Source organism: Aliiroseovarius sp. B-4 (assembly GCF_056857795.1).
Map to the genome: position 1 here is coordinate 185,583 of NZ_JBSXNV010000041.1, position 20,354 is coordinate 205,936.

The following is a 20,354-nucleotide window of genomic DNA, read 5'->3' on the forward strand; positions in this document are numbered from 1 at the left end:
GTCGCGTCAGTCCTTGCCGGGTGCCGGCATGACGCGATCAGAGACGAAGCCCAAAACAGCCCACAGGACGATAAATCCCAGAAGCTCCAAACCAAAACTGCCCCATTTGAAGAAAAGTTGCGCGACAACGAGCGCAATCAGAAACGGCACAAATTCCGCACGAAACGCGCGTGCCAGTCCGTAATTTGCGATAAGCGTGTACATGACATTCCACTTCGCACAATAAGCTCTTTGAATAGGCTCAGCCTGCTCGTCCGCACGGCAATCTGTCAACTTTGAATTGAAAACGGACGAAAAGGATCATATTTCCGCCGATCACGCGCTGGATTGAGTGGTCGTTCAATCCCGCGTTTCGACCGACCCGAGATCATCCAATCAAGAATTATGTGACCAGTGTCCAATGAGGGTTAATGGCCGACATGGACCTGTCGCGGTTTGATACCACTCGTCTGATAGCCGTACTGCACGAGATTAGGCTGACTATGGAACTGGCTCAGACAGACGACATTCGCAAAGATGCACTGCGGTAGCTTTGACCACATAACAAGCGGTCTGTAGCTGGCGCGTTGGTCGGGTCGGTTTCACAGCCGGATTTCCTTGTGGAAAGTCACCAGTATAAAGTGACCAGGTATATAGCGCGGTATTGCTAAGGACGCCTGCGTGCATTCTTGCGATGGCGTCCCGCCAATCAACAAGATCTGGAGCTATTTTGACATCATCAGTTTGGATGCGATGTGTGAGCACGCAAAAGCCAACGGCTATCATATTCGGACCGGTCAACACCACTCACTTGGCTGATTCCATAGACCGTGCATCGCTGATGTTGAGTCTTCCACAGCAACGCTTGCCTCCCCGTCGCGCCTGTCCAGGAGGCGAAAGACGCGCCGCCTTCGAACGAAGGAATCCCGGGATCTTGCATCACTGCCGCGCGTTGATTCGAATGTATGCAACCGTGCTTACCGGCGTCGCCCTATCCGTAACCCCTTGTCAATAATCGTTAATCTGACCCGATCGGCTATCTGGTCCATTTTTCTGGACAATTGTTCAAGTTATATGTTCAACTTATCTAGCGGTGTGGGGAGACACCACGTTGGGAGGAAGTTATGCAATCAAGAACGTCATTCGATTATGTAATCGTAGGCGGTGGTTCCGCGGGCTCGACCCTGGCCGCGCGTCTGTCCGAGGACCCTGCGATGTCCGTCTGTTTGCTGGAAGCCGGGGGGAATGGCGATCACATCTTGATCCGGGCACCTGCCGGTGTGGTCGCTATGTTGCCGGGCCACGGCAAGATTTCGAACTGGGCTTTCAACACGGTGCCGCAACCCGGCCTGAACGGGCGACGAGGCTATCAGCCCCGTGGCAAGGGGCTGGGCGGGTCAAGTGCGATCAACGCCATGCTATATGTCCGCGGTCACAGAGTTGACTATGACGGTTGGGCTGACATGGGCTGCGAAGGTTGGTCCTGGGATGACTGCCTGCCCTATTTCCTGCGGGCCGAAAACAATGAAGCCGGTGCCAGCGAGTTTCACGGTGACGCCGGGCCGCTGCATGTATCGGACCAGAAAGCGCCCCGCCCGATCTCGCGTGCCTTCGTGCGGGCCGCGACAGAATGCCAACACCGCGAGACTGCGGATTTCAACACTGGCGACAACGAAGGCGTCGGCCTTTTTCAGGTCACGCAATTCCACGATGCGGCACGCAATGGCGAACGATGCTCTGCGTCGGCGGCGTATCTTCGTCCCATTCAGAAGACCCGCAAGAACCTGACGATCATCACCGGCGCGCATGCGACGAAGATTCTGACCGAGGACAAGCGCGCCACAGGCGTCGTCTATCGCAAGGGCCGCAAGGACGCGCGTGTCACGGCCAGCCGCGAAGTTATCCTCTGCGGGGGTGCCTTCAACTCGCCCCAGCTTTTGCAATTGTCAGGAATCGGAGCGGCAGAAGAGATTCAACGCCACGGGATCGAAGTCGTGCATGACCTGCCGGGGGTAGGCAAGAACCTTCAGGACCATCTGGATTTCATTCTGGCCTACAAGTCGAAAGACACAGACAATTTTGGCATCGGCCTTGCAGGAACCATCGGCCTGACCAAGCACATTCTGAAATGGCGCAAGGACGGCAATTCGATGATTGCCACGCCTTTTGCAGAAGGCGCCGGTTTTCTGAAGACCGACCCGGCGCTCGACCATCCGGACATTCAGTTGCATTTTGTGATCTCGATCGTCGACGATCACGCGCGCAAGCTGCACTTGGGTTACGGGTTTTCCTGCCATATTTGTGCGTTAAGACCGCACAGCAGAGGCGAAGTGTTCCTAACCAGCAGTGATCCGATGAAGGCACCGGGGATCGACCCACAGTTCCTGTCGGATCCGCGAGACCTGGAGACGACAATCAAAGGCGCGAAGATGACGCGCGAGATCCTGCAAGCCCCTGCCATGAAGCCCTTCCGCCAAAAAGAGTTGTTCGGCGTGAAAGACGGCATGAGCGACAAGGAATGGGAAAACCATATCCGCGCCCGCGCCGACACAATCTATCACCCGATCGGCACCTGCAAGATGGGGGTGGACGGGATGGCGGTGGTCGATCCCGAATTGAGGGTGCACGGGATGGAGGGACTGCGCGTCGTCGATGCCTCGGTCATGCCGACGCTGGTCCGCGGAAACACCAACGCCCCGACAATCATGATCGCAGAGCGGGCCGCAGACATGATCCGCGGTGTCGCTTCAGGCGCGATGGCGGCGGAATAAGGGAGAATACGATGCACGGAACCATGATGTGGCAGTCCCTGACCACCGGATCACTGATCGGCCATGCCGAAAAATATCACGCCGCAACCGAAGTCGTTTCGGTCGAGACGGACGGGACGGTCGCTCGATCCTCGTGGGGTGAGATTGCGGCCAATGCCCGGCGGATCAAATCGGCGTTGGACAATCTGGGGGTGGCACCCGGCGCGTGCTGTGCCACCATCGCGTGGAACAATCGGCGGCATCTTGAACTTTACTTCGGGATCGGCAGCGGCGGTCGCATAACACACACGATCAACCCGCGCCTGACGCCCGAGCAGATGATCTTTATCCTCAACGATGCAAAGGACGAGGTGCTTTTCCTCGACCGAACATTTCTGCCGATCGCCGCTAAACTCGGCGCGCATCTCAAGTCAGTGAAACATTACATCCTGATGGGGCCGCGTGACGACGAGGCGGCGGGCATGGTCGAAGGGCTTCTGTTCTATGACGATCTGGTGAAGACTGGCGTCCCCGCAACCGAGTGGCCCGACCTTGACGAGAACGCTCCGGCTGCGCTGTGCTACACTTCCGGCACAACGGGCAACCCCAAGGGCGTTCAGTATTCGCACCGCGCGCTTGTTCTGCATTCGATCGGTGGCAACCAACCCGATGGGTTGAACGTGGCCGCCCGCGATGTGGTGATGCCGGTCGTTCCGATGTTCCACGTCAATGCCTGGGGTGTCCCCTATATCGCGGCCGCGGTCGGGGCCAAGCTGGTGATGCCTGGGCCAAACCTTGATGGCGAAAGTCTGGCCCGGCTGATCGACGCCGAGAAGGTCACGTTGTCGCTGGGTGTGCCGACGATCTGGATGGGGTTGCTGGCGGGATTGAAATCCACCGGCATCAAGCCTGCCTCGATGAAGCGCACCGTGGTTGGCGGGTCAGCCTTGCCACCGTCGATGATCCGCGAGTTCCGCGATTCCCATAACGTCGAACTGATCCACGCCTGGGGCATGACAGAGACCTCGCCGCTGGGCACGCTGAACCAGCTTCTTCAGAAACACGACGCATTGAGTGTGGCCGAACAGGCCAAGCTGCGCGAAAGTCAGGGGCGTCCGCCTTGGGGCGTGGACCTGCGGATCGTGGACGAAACGGGCAATGAACTGCCCCGCGACGGCCAGACACAGGGAGAGTTGCAGATCCGCGGCCATTGGATCGTGGAAAGCTACTTCGGTCAGGACCGCCCTGCCCTGACCAAGGACGGCTGGTTTGACACTGGCGACGTGGCGACGTTGGATGGCGACGGCTACATGACCATCCGCGACCGGTCCAAAGACATCATCAAATCGGGTGGCGAATGGATCTCGACTGTGGAGCTTGAAAACATCGCCATTGCCCACCCCAAGGTCATCCATGCCGCCGCCATTGCGGCGCGACACCCGAAATGGGACGAGCGTCCCGTGGTATTGATCGTAGCCGCGCCAGGTCAAAATCCGACCGAAGCGGAAATTCTCGCGTCCTATGAGGGCAAGGTCGCCAATTGGCAAATCCCCGACCGCGTGATTTTCGTCGACGAATTGCCGCTCGGAGCGACAGGTAAAGTGCTCAAGAACAAATTGCGCGAGAGCTATTGCGACGTGCTGATCAAGGAGGTCTGAGATGAACCAGATCGAAGCCGACATCGCCCCGGACCATTCTGCACTTGACCGAGACCTTGATACCTTGGTTGCCGCGAAAGAGAGTTGGGCACGCACATCGAATGCCGACCGCATTGCCGTGCTGGATGACATCAAGAACTGCCTGTCGGTCGTGGCCGAAGGCTGGGCTGAATCCGCCGCCCGGCACAAGCTGATCCCACCCGGTTCGCCTCTGGCCGGAGAAGAATGGCTTTCTGGGCCTTATGCCCTCATGTCGGCATGCAACGAGTTGATACAGACCCTGGCGGGTATGGAAGGCAAGAGCTTCCTTGGCCCTTTGAAGAAACGCCGCACCGCCAACGGACAGCTTGCCGTGCGTGTGCTGCCCCATTCAACCTGGGACCACCTGCTGTTGTCGGGCGTCACCGCCGATGTCTGGATGGAGCCGGACGTGACCGAGGACACGCTCGCCGCCAACACCGCCTCTGCCTATGATGGACCTGTGGAGTCGCGCAAAGGTGGCGTGGCGTTGGTGCTGGGTGCAGGCAACATCGCCTCGATTGCCCCGCTCGACGTGTTTCAGAAGGCGTTTTCCGAACACAAGGTTGTCATCCTCAAGATGAACCCCGTGAACGACTACCTGACGCCCTATCTTCAGGCCGCGCTCAAACCACTGATCGACCGCGATGCCCTGCGGATCGTCAAAGGCGGGGCCGAAGTCGGCGGCTATCTTTGCACTCACGCCCAGGTGGACGAGATCCACATCACCGGGGCCGCGGCATCGCATGACGCCATCGTCTGGGGGCCAGGCAAGGAAGGTGTGAAAAACAAGGCGGCGGGCACACCAAAACTGACCAAGCCGATCACGTCAGAATTGGGTGCGGTCTGCCCGACCATCGTCGTGCCCGGCAATTGGTCCTCGGCGGATCTGAGTTTTCAGGCCGAACATCTCGCCACCCAGAAGCTGCACAACTCCGGTTTCAACTGCGTTGCTTGCCAGATGCTGATCCTGCCCGGCGACTGGTCGCTGAAAGACACGCTGATGGCAAATCTACGCGACGTGATGAAGAAGGTCGATCCGCGACAGGCCTACTACCCGGGCGCTGCCGACCGGATGGAGAACTTCGCCAGCCATGCCCCTGACGCCGAGCGGTTCGACCGCGGAACCGCCCCGGCCTGCATCGTGGCCCCTGTCGGTGACGGCGAAAACTGGTTCACCCGAACCGAGGTTTTCGCCCCTGCCCTGTCGACGCACGAAATCAGTGGCACCGACCCCGAGGCCTATTTGATCGATGCGGTCCGATATGCCAACGAGACGCTTCACGGCACGCTTGGAGCGAACATCCTGATCCATCCAGACACGATCCGCCAGATCGGCCAAAACCGGTTCGAGGAAATCATCGCCGAGCTTCGTTATGGCGCGATTGCGATCAATGCCTGGACAGGATTGGCCTTTCTCAGCACCGCCTGCCCGTGGGGGGCGTTTCCGGGCCACACGCTTAAGGATGTCGGCAGCGGTGTTGGATTTGCCCACAACACGTTCATGTTTGATCGGCCACAGCGTGTCGTGGTGCAAGCCCCGTGGCGGCCGTTCCCCCGCAATCTGATGTCGGGCAAGACCTCGTTGCTACCGCGTCCCCCCTGGTTCGTGACGAACCGTCGCCAGCATATCGTCGGCAAGTTGCTGACCCGATTCCAGCACAACCCGGCTTGGTTGAAGTTGCCACGCATTTTCGTCAATGCATTGATGGGATGAAGTCGGAGACAAACGCGATATGACCAGACTTGAAAAAATCTCTCGCCTCGTGGACAAGGCTGACGCCAAGTCCAACAAGCGCGCCCGCAAGAAGGACGAGTTGGCTGATCATGCGATTGCTGCGCTCAAACAACTCGGCTATGCCCGCACTGGCCTGCGCGATATCGCCGAAATGTCTGGCGTGGCCGTCGGCACTCTGCACTACTATTTCGAAGACAAGGTCGATCTGATCACCTATTGCGTCCGACGATACAAGGCGGGGTTTATTGACGAGATGCAGTCCATTCTGTCAGACGATATCGACGCTGATCAAATCGTCGAACGGTTCATCAAAGGCCTTTCTCTTTCGATCCGTCGCGACGCGGAAACGCACCGCCTCTGGTATGACATTCGCACTCAAGCCATGTTCGATCCTGCCTTTCGCGACGTCGCCGAGGAAATCGAAGCCGGGCTGATTGATCTCGTGGCGAAATTCACCGACCGGTTGGGACTGCCGCATGTCGACCCCACGCCTATCTACCTGATGCTGGATGCCACATTCCGCTTTCACCTTCAGAAATTCCTTGCTGGCGAAAAATCTGCACCCAGTAAATTCGAGAAGCAGATTTCGAACGCTTTTGCGCTTGTTGTTGATGCGCCGGCATCTAAGGGGTGATGGTCATGAATTCAGGCATAGACGAAACAAATGTCGAACTCGTCAGAACCAGGCCAAATCCTTGAATGGTGCACAACACCAGTTTTTTGGATCGACAAACCACGAAAGCTTTGCGCTGATGTCGACGGTGAGCGCGTCGCGTGGCGTTCAAGCATCGGCAGCCGCAAAAACTGATCCGACGATTAAGGAACCCACGCAGTGACCAACATTCTCTATGACGCCCTGATCGCCCCACATGCGGGCAACGAACAGCCCTTCATGGACTGCGATGATGGCAGCACAATCACTTACGCGGGTTTCGTGCGGCGCGTGGCCCAGTTGGCACATATGTTGCAAAACGCCGGCGTCACGACTGGCGACCGGATCGTGGTTCAAGCCCCCAAAACCCCCGACACGGTCGCGCTTTATGGTGCGGTTGTGCAAATCGGGGCCGTCTATTTGCCGCTCAACACGGCCTATACGCAATCCGAACTCGGCTACTTCATCAAGGACGCGTCCCCCCGCGTGATTGTCTGCGACCACAATGACCGCACCGTGATGTCAGACCTCGGAGCAGAGGTGAATGCGACGATATTGACGCTCGACACGGCGGGCACGGGCACGCTTTCGACCGCCGCGAACAAAGCACCCGAACATTTCGACACCCGACCGCGGGGGCCTGAAGACCTTGCAGCCTTGCTTTATACCTCCGGCACGACTGGGCGGTCGAAAGGCGCGATGCTGTCGCACAAGAATCTGCTTTCCAACGCCCAGGCCCTTACCGATCTATGGGAAATCACCCACCAAGACCGCCTGATCCATGCGCTGCCGATCTTTCACACGCACGGCCTTTTTGTTGCGTTGAACACCTGCCTGCTTGCCGGCGCGCAGGTTCGCTTGATGGAAACATTCAACCAGGATGCCATCGTGGAGGAGCTGCCAAAATCCACAATGCTGATGGGCGTGCCCACATTCTATACGCGTCTGTTGGGCGACCCGCGCACGACCACAGACCTTTGCGCAAATATGCGTCTTTTTGTGTCGGGATCGGCGCCGTTGTTGGCCGAAACCCACACCGCGTTCCTTGATCGCACGGACCACCGCATTCTGGAACGCTATGGCATGACCGAAACCAACATGATTACCTCTAACCCCTATGACGGCGATCGTATCGCAGGAACCGTCGGCTACCCGCTGCTTGGCACAGAGGTCGAAATCACCGACCCCGAAACGGGCCGCGCCCTGCCTGCAGGCGAGATCGGCATGATCGAAGTGCGTGGTGACAACGTGTTTCAGGGCTATTGGAACATGCCGGAGAAAACCCGTGAAGAGCTGCGCGAAACGGGGTTCTTCATCACCGGCGACCTTGGGGTGAAATCCGAGGATGGGCGGATCAGCATCGTTGGCCGCCAGAAAGATCTGATTATCTCGGGTGGTTACAACATCTACCCAAAAGAAATCGAGGATGTGATCAACGAGGTTGATGGTGTGCTTGAAAGCGCGGTGTTCGGTGTTTCGCATCCAGACTTCGGCGAAAGCATCATCGCAGCGGTCATCCCCGAACAAGGCGTCACCCTGACCGGCAAAGACATCGCGGAAAAAATCGAGCCTTTGCTGGCCGGCTTCAAACACCCCCGCCAATATGTCATGCCAGACGCGCTGCCACGAAACACGATGGGTAAGGTCCAAAAAAACATCCTGCGCGACACCTATGGCACCTAGCGAACTATTCTCTCACGTCCGGGGATCGCCGCTGTTCGACTTGTAGACCGGTTGCGCTTTCTTGCCCTCGGTCCCATTTGGGCTGCCCGTGGTCAGGCTCCCTTCGTGTGCTCCATCAGAAGTATATCAGGATCAATGCCGCGTTGCTCTGCGCTGGCGCGGACCGCTTTTTGCAAGGCGACGCTTTTCTTGAGCAGCGACCGGAACCGGGCGACATCAAGAACCAAAAGCGAGGATGGCGCAATGGCACGCACTTCTGCGCGGCGGGTGTTTTTTGTCAGAATGGCAACCTGCCCGAACATTTCGCCTCGGCCCAAGCGCCACTTTTGGCCTGCGCTTTCCAATTCCACCGCGCCCGAGGCAATGAAGAACACGCTTTTGACTGTGCCGTCCTTGTGCAAGATTACACTGTCCGGGTTGAAATATTGGGTCTTCAACGCCCGCCCCAGCCGCTTGACGGCCTTGTCGTCAAGATCGGCAAACAATGGAAATTGCCGGATGAGTTCGAACCGTTTCAACGCGATATCCAGCGGCGGGCGACCTTCGGCGGCATCGCGCCGCATGGTCAGGTCTTGCATCAAGCTGGTGTAAACCTCTGCGCCGATCAGACCGTCTTCGCGCATGGCAGAATACTCCCGTTCTTCAAACCGCAACGATGTGCGCCGAATGAAGCGGCGCTCCAACTCCTCTGCGTATCCCGGGTATTGCAAACGCAGCCCATCCATTGCCGCCTCCACCAGTTCGATCCTCCGGGTCAGTAATTCATTCAGAAGGTCTGCGACTCGCCTGCCATGGATACGGCGAATACGACCGTCAATGAACAGATCGAGATCGCGTAAAATCAATCGCTGTGACAGCAGCCGTTCGAAGCGGTCTGCCGTCATCCGAACAAGAGGCGCTGACAAGCCGATCTTGTTGTGAAGCATAACCGCAACACGCAGCGTCCGACCATAGCCGACAGCGCGCCGCGCCGCCCGTTGATAGCCGCTGCGCCCGCCCGAGCGCGCCCCTTCAATCAACCGGTCGGCATCCAACAGGGTCTGTTCTGCCATTCGGGCAGAGATTGTGCGCTCTCGGACGCGGGCAAGGATCGTATCACGCTCGAAACCGGCAAGCGCGATCAGCCCCAGCGTGATCCGGTCCCGATCAAGGATATCATCACTGTCTTCAGCTGTTTTGACGGCCTGATCCAGACGATCACCGAAAGCCTTCGCTTCTGATCGAACGACATCATGCGTCAAGGAATAATCTTCAGTCGTGCGTGCCACATCCTCGCGGACGGTTTGAAGGGCCACGGCAACGACCTGCCGGGAAATCGCCTCGTCGATCGCGGACAGTCGATCAAGACCAAGCCAACGCACAACCGAGCGGAGCGTCGTGCCCTGAACGAGCAGCGTGAAAAGTGTGAACCCGGTGGCGAGGATACCGACCAGGCGCTTCACTTCGACCGGCACCCGCAAGCTTTCGGTTACGGCCAGCGCCAGCGCCAGCGTTACGGCACCGCGCAGACCGCCCCAAAGGATGGCCGTCCGATACGGCCGCTCGACCGACGGTGAGACACGCAAAAGCGTCAGCAACGGCAGCAGACCGAAAAGGATCACGGCTCGCGCCGCGACCGCAGCAACAATCACGACGCCGATCAGGACAAAATCGCTGATCCGGACATCTTCAAGCAATCGGGGGATCAGAAGTGCCGCCAAAATAAAGATCAGCGCACCCGCCCAATGCGCCAGAAGATCCCAGACCTCGCGCAGATTCTTCCACGCCTGCGGCGGCAAACGGCCGGGTCCGGTCAGGTTCAGGGTCAATCCTGCCGCCACGACCGCAATCACGCCCGAAGCACCAATGCTTTGCTCTGCGACAATGTAGGCGAGGTAAGGCAGGGCAACGGACACGGAAATCAGTGCAAGTTCATGTGAGCTGAACAGCGCCATGATCCAGATCGCAATGCGTGCCGCCAGCCAACCAGTCAACGCCCCCCCCACGATCAGGACGGGAAACTGGGCAAGCGCATCGCCAAGTTTGGGGTCAGGCACACCCAGCATCACGAACCCCGAAAACAGTCCGAAAAGTGCGATGGCTGCGGCATCGTTCAGAAGACTTTCGCCTTCGATGATCCGGGAAAGGCGTCGGGGGGCAGAGATCGAGCGAAAGATCGAGACCACTGCCGAAGGATCCGTCGTTGATACGATGGCTCCGATCAGAAGGCATGCGGCCAGAGGCAAGGCGCTGGTCCACGACAGTGCATACCCGACACTGAGCGTTGCAACGACCACCGCGACGACCGCAAGAACCATGATGGGCACCCAATCGTCAAGCATCCGGCGAAAGTTCATGCCCAGTGTGGCTTGGAACAGAAGCGTTGGCAGGAACACATAAAGAAAGACATTCGACCTGATCGGCAGCCCTGTTATCGCTTCCGCCACAGGATTAAGTGCATCCGTCAGTTCCGTGCGAAGGAAGAAAATTGCAAACGACCCGATGAGAATGCCGAGGATTGCAAGAATTGCGCTGTAAGGCAGGCGCAGGCGCGCGGCCAGTGGCTCTGCTACTCCTATGACAAGAAAAAGCGACGCGATAACGGTCGTGACGATAACAATATCCATAGGATGTAAATATCTGATTATTCACACCGCAGGAACGATTCTGACACAAAATCTTCGGGAAGCATCAATGTCAGTTGCTTGAGGGCGCGTCGTTCACGCCGTCGCCCATCATCATCACGGGGCCGCCCTCGCATCCTGCCGCCCAAGGAAATCGAAGTTGCCATGGATCGCGGCCAGGACGCCCGCCTGCTGCGCGCCATCGGGCGCGCGTGGCACTGGCGGCACAGGCTTGAGCGTGGCGACGTTACCACCATCGCCGATCTCGCCAGAGAGGAAGGCATCTCCGACCACTATGTCAGCCGCGTAATCCGGCTGGCATGGCTCTCGCCATCAGTGCTGGAACGGTTGGTCCTGCGGCGCGAGCCCACGGTGCTGTCGATCTTCGACCTTTGCGGCGTGGCGGAGCTGCCATGGGTCGAGCAGCCGGAGCGCGTGTTTGACTGAGGGTCAGTGAAAGCTGGCCTGAAAACTCGTGGCGGTCAGCGACACGTGGGCGTCCAGCGGCGGGCGCAGTTCGAACGCCTTCGGCTCGCGTGCAAAGTGATAGAGCCGCATGAGGCACCAGTCCGCCCGCCGTTCGTCGGCAACAGCCAGCTCGTTGCGCGAAATATGGAAGGGTGTGCGTTCCCAGCCGTTGGTCGTCTTCACTTCGATCAGACGGGGCCGACCATCCGGCGCATAACTGGCGATATCATACCCCGCGCCATCGCCATCCTCCTCCGAGACCCATCGCACCTTTGACGCAAGATCAGAGCGCCCGGAGCCAGCGAGCACCGCTTTCTCATGCGCCAGCGCGCGTTCTTCTCCGGCCCGGCCAAGCGCGCGGTTGCGCTCATCACGCTCCGCCACATCGAATTTGCGGGCGGTGGCGATGGTTTGCTCAAGCTCAGGAGGGGGCGGCTGGTTGCTGAGCGTCGGGGGCGGCCCAATCCAAAGCTGAGCTGCCTCACGGAGGCCCATCGCGGGCCGGTCCGGAATGCGGGACAGCCAGCCGGGGTTGAGGTCCAGCCAACGCGCCACCGCCTCTTCCAGTGTCCCTTGGTAGTTTTGCGCGGGCTTGTAGCCGGGGATCCAGTCCTCGCCGAGGGCCCGGAGAACCGCGCTGATGTTTTGGTGCTTGAACTCAATCGAACTTCGGTTGCGGTCGATCTGGGCCTGAAGATCGCGATTGTGAGCGGCCTTGTTGTAGGACCGGCCAGCGAAGTCCGCAGCCAGCATCGCGAAGTAATCCGCGACGATCAGGTCATTCTCTGCGTCTGTCCAAGGACCGTTCGGCATGCGGCCAGGCTAGACGCGGGAAAATCATTTGTCATCAGCGGTTTCGGTTGGGGGAATGGGATGCAAACCTACCCTAGCAATCCGCCAATTTACGCTGGCTTCCCGAGCAACGCGCCTACCGCGTGTTCCGTCTATGTTGCCATCCATATCGTTCGAAACGCGCGATTGGGTTTTGGCGGTTTTCGGCGGCAGAGCATTGAAAGGTAACGAGAAAACAAGACCGAACCGGAACGGGCTAGGTTCGCCCAAACTGAGACTGAGGGCCATTCTGAGCCCAGCCTTGGCCTGGCAGCGCGTCTATGAGGTTCGGTCGGTTCCTGCAAACCCCTTTGATAACACGGAAAAATCCGTGCCCGTCAGGGCGGTGTCACTGGTTCGCAATGGGGATAATGGCGGAGCGGAAGGGATTCGAACCCTCGAGACGGTTCCCCGCCTACACACTTTCCAGGCGTGCGCCTTCGACCACTCGGCCACCGCTCCGAGGGCGTTGCTACAGCAAAAAGCCAAGCGGGTTCAAGCCGTCATTGTGATTTTCCGAAAGGATTATGGCGTGGCCAATTTCGCCCTTCGGAATCCCGATTACAGGCCTCAGCCATTTCGCCTTGATCAATCCGCAAGATGAATGTTGAACCGGCGGTTCAGGCGGCTTTTCTTTTCAACCTTGCCCAAGCGGACCTGCCCGATCTCAGAGGTGCGGCGGACATGGGTGCCACCGCAGGGTTGCAGGTCAATTTGCTCGGCCTCCGTGCCGATCCGGACAAGGCGCACCTGCCCTGCCCCTTTTGGCGGTTGAACGGACATGGTTTTCACCAGACCTGGATTGGCGTCGAGTTCTGCATCTGTGATCCAACGCTCGGACACTTCCAGATCACGGGCGATCAGCGCATTCAGCGCGTCTTCCAGTGCCTGCTTGTCCTCGGGCGGTTCGTCCATCGCGAAATCGAGGCGCGACTTCCCGGCCCCGATCTGGCCACCCGTGACCGGCAACGGAATGACAACGGACAGAAGATGCAGCGCCGTGTGCATCCGCATATGGCGCAAACGCTGAGCCCAATCGAGCGATTGCGTGACCATCGTACCAACTGGCGGCAACACAGCACCTTCTTCAGGCACAAGGGCGATGTCCTCGCCCTCACCTTTCAGCGCGTTGATCACGACCATCGCCCCATCATCCCAGGTCAGGGTGCCACGATCCCCCGGCTGTCCGCCCCCGTTTGGATAGAAAACTGACTGGTCAAGCACCACACCACGATCGGCATGTGACACGACCTGTCCTGATGCCTGTCGCAGATAAGCGTCTTGCCGAAACAATGCGTCAGTCATCGCCGTCTCCATCCTCGGCGTCCGAGCTTTCGGCGCCCGGCATATCCTCGGCGGTCAGCATATCTTTGGGGGGCGACGCGGCGGGCGATACTGCTTCGGTTGTTGCGGCGGGGGCCTTGACTTCAGGCCGTCCCACCAACGCCTCGGGATTGCGCAGCCAGATGTCGCGTTGTGCAAACGGAATCTCGATGCCTTCCTCGACGAACCGTTTTGCAATCTCGTGATTGATTTCGCTTTTCACGCTGAGCATGAAATTCACGTCGCTCAGGATTGCCCGGATTTCAAAATCCAGACTGTCGGCACCAAAACCCTGGAAGACAACGGATGGCGGCGGAGACACTGTCACCATCGGGTGGTTCTCGGCAATCTCAAGCAATATGGCCTCGATCCTCCGGGTATCGGACCCATAGGCAACACCGACCGGTATGATTACCCGCCCGATTGAATTGCCGCGCGTGTAGTTCGTCACCACCCCTGAGACAAGGTCGCTGTTTGGCAGGATCACATCGGTGCGATCGAACGTCTCGATCCGGGTGGCGCGCACCGAGATATCGCGCACATAGCCCATCTGTCCGCCGACTTCGATCCAATCGCCTTCCGAGATCGGCCGCTCGATCAACAGGATGATACCGGACACAAAGTTGGACACGATGGTCTGAAGGCCAAACCCGATGCCGACCGACAGGGCACCGGCGATAATTGCAATCGAACTCAGGTCGATGCCCGCCGTCGTGATTGCGATCACCGCTGCAAGGAAAATGCCCAGATATCCCACGCCGACCGCGATGGCGTTCTGGCCACCCTTGTCCAGCCGGGTTTTCGGCAGGATAGAGCTGCGCAAGGCCGACTGGGTCGCCCGCGTGGCGACATACCCGATGCCGAAAATCAACGCGAAGATCATGAACGAGCGTGGTGTCACACGCGCTTCGCCCAGTTGGAACCCTTGCTGGAACGTGGTCCAGAGCTCGGATAATTCGGTCGGACGCACACCCCAGATCAGAGCCAGGATGGGCAACGACAACAGCACCAGAACCGATGTCATCAGAACCGGCAGCAGGGCCTGATCCGCTTCTTTTTCGTCGATCTTTCGCACGACGCCGTAAACATTGATCAGGAAGACATGCAACAAGGACAGAACCGCAATCATGCCCATGGTCAAAACCATGGGGAACAGGATAGACGAGGCCAAAGTTGTGTATCCAATCGCCGCCAGCACGGGCGCAGCGATCCCGACGACCGCACACGCCTGACCCATCAAGACCACAGCCCGTTCGCGGAAGGTCTTCGTCTCACCATCTGACTGGACCTGAATATGCTGCCGCAAAGTTCGGCCCACCCGCATCAGAAGATATCCGGTCGCTACGATGGCCGGGAAGGACAGGACAGCGAAGGTGCCGCCGGCATACCCTTCGTGGTCAGACAAGCTGGTCAGAATGGGCCATATACCCAGCAACATACCCAGCAGGGCTACGTTGACCCGTGCCTCGGTGCGCAGTGCAGCACGCGGCAGGTCGATCAGCGGCGCACCGCCACTTTCTGTCGCAAACAAGCGGGTGCCGATCCACAGGCTGCTGAACAAGCTGAACCCAAACCAAGGCAGAACGTCCGCGATCACCTGCCCGCGCAGGCCCAGAACGCCTGCCAGGTTCAGTGCCACCATCAGCACAAATATCCCGAACATCGGGGCAAGCACCTGACCGATGGAGACGATAAAGCCAATCACGCCGCGGGCCGATCCGCGGCGCCGTTCGCGGACTTTATTGCCAAGCTGCATGATCCAGACCCGGCTGCGTGTCAGCAGCAAGATCGCAACCACCAGAAACAGCAGGGTCAGCGGCAAGTCTGAGCGCAGATCCTGCCGCTGGGCGTCGCTACCCCAGTTTTCACGCACTTCTCCGACAGCAAGGTCCAGTGTCGTCTTGAGATCCGTAAACGCCTTCGGCCACAGCGCGAGATTGACCGGGCTTGGCCCCAGAGCCAGCATCTGATCTGTTTGTCGCGACCGCATCAAGGCATCAATTTCCCGGATCAACACATCTGCACGGGAATAGGCTTCTTCCGCCTCCTGGACCGGCAATCTTGCCGAATTCAGCTTCGTCGTCAGCTCGCTGCGGCGCTGGGTCAGAACGGCAGGTTCAGACCCCGGGGTTTCCGGTTCCGGCCCCAGCGTCGACAGTTGCATTTTCAGCGTGTCGATGCGGATCGAGTTCTCTTTCTGCGCCTCGCTGAAAAGGTTGCGCCAGTCGGTCAGTTCCAGCCGCAAATCATCCAGCACCTTGTCGGACGCCCGGTTTTGCTCGATCGCCTGCTCGGCTCGGTTCGCAGCCTGTTCCCACGCCGCATAGTCGGGCGATCCGTCGTCCTTGACCACATAGGCCGGGGGGCGCTCTGCTTCCGGCTCGGCTGTGTCCTGAGCCAGCGCGCCAAACACAGTTACAATGAGCAGAAAGGCCGCAAACCCGGCCGCAAGAAGGCGGGTCATTCGACTTCCTCAAACACCTCGGGAAGCATCGCGGGACCACGATCCAGCCAGTCCGGCACCGGCAGTTCCTTTTCACGCAGGAAATCCGGATTGAACAGTTTCGACTGATAGCGTGTGCCATAGTCGCACAGGACGGTCACGATGGTGTGTCCGGGGCCCATTTCCCTGGCCATACGGATCGCGCCCGCGACATTGATCCCGGATGAGCCGCCAAGGCAAAGGCCTTCTTCTTGCAAAAGATCGAAAATATGGGGCAAGGCCTCTTCATCAGGCACTTGCCAGGCCATGTCGGGGGTGAAGCCTTCAAGGTTCTTGGTGATCCGCACCTGCCCGATCCCTTCCGCAATAGAGCTGCCCTCCATCGCGATCTCGCCGGTGGTGTAATAGCTGTAAAGCCCCGCGCCCATCGGATCTGCAATGCCGATTTTCACGCCCTTGGGCTGCAATGCCATGCCAACCCCGGCGAGCGTGCCACCCGACCCGACCGAGCAGACAAACCCGTCAACCTTGCCGCCGGTCTGCGCCCAAATCTCGGGACCGGTGGTTTCGATATGAGCGACGCGGTTGGCGACGTTGTCGAACTGGTTGGCCCAGATCACGCCATTGGGTTCGGTCTTGGCCAGTTTTTCGGCCAGACGGCGCGAATAATGCACGAAATTGTTGGGGTTGCGATAAGGCGCCGCCGGCACCTGAACCAGTTCAGCCCCCGCCAGCCGCAGCATGTCCTTCTTTTCTTCGGACTGGGTTTCGGGGATCACGATCACCGTCTTGAACCCCATCGAAGCGCCGACCAGCGCCAAACCGATGCCGGTGTTGCCCGCCGTGCCTTCGACAATGGTGCCGCCCGGCTTCAATTCACCCCGCGCCACGGCGTCCTTGATGATATACAGCGCTGCCCGGTCCTTGACCGACTGGCCGGGGTTCATGAACTCCGCCTTGCCAAGAATTTCACAACCTGTCTGTTCCGACGCTTTTTTCAGTCGGATCAGTGGCGTATTGCCGACGGTCGCTTCCAGATCCTGCTTGATATCCATCTTCTGCCCCTGTGTCGCGGTTTCCCTACAATCTGTAGGGGTTGGCAATGAGGGGTTCAAGGGGCCGTGGTCAGCTTCCGGCCCGAAGCGCGTCGCGGTTCAGTGACAGCCAAAGCGCACACACGATCAGCGGGCCACAGGCGGCCTCGCCACTGTCCACAAGGTCCATCAGGCGCTGAAACGGGACGACATGGCTTCGAATGTCTTCGGCTTCTTCCTCTGCGCCGCCGATCCCGGCGGCGGCATCCGGCAGGTCGCACAACGCAACGTAAGTATAGAAAAACTCGGTGCTGGAGCCAGGGCTGGGATAGTGATGCGGCAGCGCCAACAACCGGTCGAGCGTCAGCCCGGTTTCCTCAAGCGCTTCGCGGCGTGCACAATCCTCTGGCGTCTCGCCCGCATCAATGCGGCCCGCAACGGGTTCCAGCGTCCACGGATGGGGATCTGCGCGCATGTGCGGCCCCATGCGGAACTGTTCCACCAGCATCACTTGATCCCGCACCGGGTCATAGGGCAAAACGATCACCGCATCACCGCCGATGAAGGCTGCGCGGTTCACGACCTCGCTCATTTCACCGGAATAACGGCGGAATGAGAGGTCTTGCTCCTCGATGGTGAAAAATCGGGCATAGGGCCGAGTGCTGGTGTGAATATCGATATCCCTTGCCCCGAAACCTGCCCGCAGCGTGGTGGGAGACTTGCTGGCGCGCGCGCGAACCCGGCTGGCCGCGCGGGTGCGGATCATCGGGAAACGTTGGGCGATCACCTCGGCCGACACCTCGCCAAAATAGGACATGACCTCTTGCGCGGCTTCCAGTGTCATCGCGCCCCATTGCGACACCCAATCGTCCAGCGACCACGGTGCGCCGGGCGTCCAAAGGCCGGGCGTGGGGAAATAGACCTGCGCGATCACGGCGTCGGTGCCGTCATCCGGGCGCACCGCGACCCCCTTCAATGCATAATCGAACCCGCCTTCATAGAAATCAAGCCGCGCTTTGGCGGTGTCGCTTAACCCTTCGACCAATAAACCATGCGCGTTGCCATCCGCGTCCGATTCGATGGTGGGAAACGGCTGATCCTTGACCCATCTGACCCGATGGCCCGCCAGCGTGGCCGCGCGCGTCTGATAACACTCCCCTGCCAACACAAGCTCAAGCAATGGCAGGTGGCACAGGGTGCCATAGAAAAACATGGGTGTCACACGATCAGCCCCACTTACGGGCCGCGCTGAACGCACACCACGAGGCCAATCCGCCACCGATCAGGGCCGCACCGACGACTTCTCCGGTAAAATACTTCTGAAAAAAGTCGACACTGATCATGAAAATATCCTGCAACGCCTCGATCGGACCATCATAAGCCTGACGCAGGCTTTGCTTGATCATCACGGCAAACGCGAAGACGAACATCGTCAGTCCCACCTGCACAAGTATTGTGGTGAACGCGTTGGCCCCGACACTGCCCAAGCTGCGATCCGCCCGCGGGCCAAGGAACTTCCACCCGACAAACAGACCCACCAGCGCAAAAATCGGGCCGAGCTTTGACAAATCGCGGCCTTCTTCCATCAAGGGTTTGATCAATTCGGCACTGAACCAGCCTGAGACCGCCAGAATGGCAGCGGCGACAAGTTTTGCGGCTGTGGGCATGTAACACTCCTGCTCGCACGACGTTCACATCGACGTTTTCACAGGGGGTTATGGCCATTTTATGGCACCTGACCCAGGAAAAACAGTTGTGACACCCAAATCACGCATCACCGGCTTGCCGTCACTCGGGGTTTTTAAGTGTCACCTGCACAACATCGCAATTGCCGGAATGAAATGCAGCCGCGCAGGAGGTCAAATAGAAATTCCACATTCGCTTGAACCGATCGTCGAACCCAAGAGCAGCGACCTGCTGCCACTTGGCATTGAACACCTCGTGCCAGCGCCTGAGCGTCGCGGAATAGCTTTCCCCGAATGCGATCTGATTGCGGAAGGCAAGGCCTGCTTTCTCGACCTCGGCCCGCAGTGCGGTCTTGGATGGCAGCATACCGCCCGGAAAGATGTATTTCTGTATGAAATCAACACCTTTTCGATAGACCTCAAAGCGTTTTTCGGTGATCGTAATGATCTGCAAAACGGCTTGTGCACCGGGGCGCAGGCATTTGCGCACCGTGCCGAAATATACCGGCCAGTATTTCTCGCCCACCGCTTCGAACATCTCAATCGACGCGATGCCGTCATACTGTCCCGTCTCGTCACGGTAGTCCTGCATCTTGATCGTGACCAGATCGGACAACCCCGCCTTGCGAATCCGTTCCACCGCGTAATCGTGCTGTTCTCGGCTGATCGTCAGCCCCGTCACCCGGATGCCCTTGCGCGCCGCATGTTCGGCAAATCCGCCCCAACCGCAGCCGATTTCAAGCACATGATCGCCCGGTCCCACGCCCATCTGTTCGATCATCGAGGCGTATTTCTGCTCCTGCGCTTTCTCAAGGCTGTCCTGCCCGCTGCGAAACAGCGCCGAGGAATAGGTCATCGTATCATCCAGCCATAAGGCGTAGAAATCATTCCCCAAATCGTAGTGATAGCTGATGTTCTTCTTCGCCCTGCTTTTGGTGTTCGAGTTCATCAGATGGCGCAGCCGTTCGTAGGCGCGCAGGAATATCTGTCCGGGGAACCCGTCATACAGAATGTCATTGTCATCTTGCAGCAAATCCAGAAACGCCTGCAAATCAGGCGTCGACCAACCGCCATCAATATAGGCATCGCAAAAGCCCAGATCCCCCTCGCGTATCAGGCGGGCAAATACGTCGGGATCATGCACATGAAGTTCGGCAACGAAACCGGGATGCGCGCCGTCTGCGCGGAACCTGCGTCCGTCCGGCGTGACAAAATCCAGACGCCCCCGGTTCATCCGACAGGCGATCTCGAATACATTGCTGAAATAGCGTGGCAAATTCGACTGCCCCGCTGTGCTGGTCAGGATCATACCACCCCCCAAATGCTTGCGATCCGTCTGCTACAGGCTAGGACGGAGATGGCATCGCTGACAAGATGGTTGCTTTGCAGTTGCAACAAAACATGCTGCAACTGCAAATCGTCGTGGCCGCCCTGTATCGGAAACACGCCTGAACGACATGCAAAAAGGCTGGTAACTGCCTGTTATTCA

The 20,354-nt window shown here is 58.8% G+C and carries 15 protein-coding genes and 1 tRNA gene; 6 read left to right on the forward strand and 10 right to left on the reverse strand.

Annotation, left to right across the window (positions count from 1 at the left end):
- Nucleotides 1-6: 6 nt before the first annotated feature.
- Complete coding sequence (locus AC13C8_RS16270; protein WP_091429599.1) at nt 7-204, reverse strand: hypothetical protein; 198 nt, start codon at nt 202-204, stop codon at nt 7-9.
- Between the two features lie 899 nt (nt 205-1,103).
- Between AC13C8_RS16270 and AC13C8_RS16275 the strand changes: the two genes are divergently transcribed.
- From AC13C8_RS16275 to AC13C8_RS16295, 5 genes are all read left to right on the forward strand, one after another.
- The gene (locus AC13C8_RS16275) at nt 1,104-2,750 is read left to right on the forward strand and encodes a GMC family oxidoreductase (protein ID WP_482848342.1); all 1,647 of its coding nucleotides are present in this window, start codon (nt 1,104-1,106) and stop codon (nt 2,748-2,750) included.
- Between the two features lie 11 nt (nt 2,751-2,761).
- Nucleotides 2,762-4,387, forward strand: a complete 1,626-nt coding sequence (locus AC13C8_RS16280) for a long-chain fatty acid--CoA ligase (RefSeq protein WP_482848343.1) — start codon at nt 2,762-2,764, stop codon at nt 4,385-4,387.
- A 1-nt stretch (nt 4,388) separates the two neighbouring features.
- The gene (locus AC13C8_RS16285) at nt 4,389-6,122 is read left to right on the forward strand and encodes an aldehyde dehydrogenase family protein (protein ID WP_482848345.1); all 1,734 of its coding nucleotides are present in this window, start codon (nt 4,389-4,391) and stop codon (nt 6,120-6,122) included.
- A gap of 19 nt (nt 6,123-6,141) precedes the next feature.
- The gene (locus tag AC13C8_RS16290; protein WP_482848347.1) at nt 6,142-6,777 is read left to right on the forward strand and encodes a TetR/AcrR family transcriptional regulator; all 636 of its coding nucleotides are present in this window, start codon (nt 6,142-6,144) and stop codon (nt 6,775-6,777) included.
- 198 nt (nt 6,778-6,975) lie between these two features.
- Nucleotides 6,976-8,478 (forward strand): AMP-binding protein, encoded by a 1,503-nt coding sequence (locus tag AC13C8_RS16295; RefSeq protein WP_482848349.1) that lies wholly within the window; start codon nt 6,976-6,978, stop codon nt 8,476-8,478.
- Nucleotides 8,479-8,570: 92 nt separating this feature from the next.
- On the opposite strand, the gene AC13C8_RS16300 is transcribed toward AC13C8_RS16295, so the two are convergent.
- On the reverse strand, nt 8,571-11,084 hold the full coding sequence (locus AC13C8_RS16300) for a cation:proton antiporter (RefSeq protein ID WP_482848351.1): 2,514 nt from the start codon (nt 11,082-11,084) through the stop codon (nt 8,571-8,573).
- Between the two features lie 162 nt (nt 11,085-11,246).
- Between AC13C8_RS16300 and AC13C8_RS16305 the strand changes: the two genes are divergently transcribed.
- Nucleotides 11,247-11,528 carry a hypothetical protein gene (locus AC13C8_RS16305; protein ID WP_482848352.1) on the forward strand — a complete coding sequence of 94 codons (282 nt, stop codon included), beginning with the start codon at nt 11,247-11,249 and terminating at the stop codon, nt 11,526-11,528.
- A gap of 3 nt (nt 11,529-11,531) precedes the next feature.
- On the opposite strand, the gene AC13C8_RS16310 is transcribed toward AC13C8_RS16305, so the two are convergent.
- The 8 genes from AC13C8_RS16310 to AC13C8_RS16345 all read right to left on the reverse strand — a co-directional run bounded on the left by AC13C8_RS16310 (nt 11,532) and on the right by AC13C8_RS16345 (nt 20,174).
- Complete coding sequence (locus AC13C8_RS16310) at nt 11,532-12,362, reverse strand: protein NO VEIN domain-containing protein (protein ID WP_482848354.1); 831 nt, start codon at nt 12,360-12,362, stop codon at nt 11,532-11,534.
- Between the two features lie 390 nt (nt 12,363-12,752).
- Nucleotides 12,753-12,842: transfer RNA gene (locus tag AC13C8_RS16315), tRNA-Ser, on the reverse strand.
- 126 nt (nt 12,843-12,968) lie between these two features.
- On the reverse strand, nt 12,969-13,685 hold the full coding sequence (locus tag AC13C8_RS16320) for an alanyl-tRNA editing protein (protein WP_482848356.1): 717 nt from the start codon (nt 13,683-13,685) through the stop codon (nt 12,969-12,971).
- A complete protein-coding gene (locus tag AC13C8_RS16325; RefSeq protein ID WP_482848358.1) occupies nt 13,678-16,167 on the reverse strand; it encodes a DUF3772 domain-containing protein in 2,490 nt (829 codons plus the stop codon). The genes AC13C8_RS16320 and AC13C8_RS16325 overlap by 8 nt, the downstream gene beginning before the upstream one ends.
- Nucleotides 16,164-17,201, reverse strand: a complete 1,038-nt coding sequence (locus AC13C8_RS16330) for a cysteine synthase A (protein ID WP_091429579.1) — start codon at nt 17,199-17,201, stop codon at nt 16,164-16,166. The genes AC13C8_RS16325 and AC13C8_RS16330 overlap by 4 nt, the downstream gene beginning before the upstream one ends.
- A gap of 70 nt (nt 17,202-17,271) precedes the next feature.
- Nucleotides 17,272-18,393, reverse strand: a complete 1,122-nt coding sequence (locus AC13C8_RS16335) for an NUDIX domain-containing protein (RefSeq protein ID WP_482848638.1) — start codon at nt 18,391-18,393, stop codon at nt 17,272-17,274.
- A 13-nt stretch (nt 18,394-18,406) separates the two neighbouring features.
- A complete protein-coding gene (locus tag AC13C8_RS16340) occupies nt 18,407-18,847 on the reverse strand; it encodes a TrgA family protein (RefSeq protein WP_091429576.1) in 441 nt (146 codons plus the stop codon).
- Between the two features lie 121 nt (nt 18,848-18,968).
- A complete protein-coding gene (locus AC13C8_RS16345; protein ID WP_091429573.1) occupies nt 18,969-20,174 on the reverse strand; it encodes an SAM-dependent methyltransferase in 1,206 nt (401 codons plus the stop codon).
- Between the last annotated feature and the right edge of the window lie 180 nt (nt 20,175-20,354).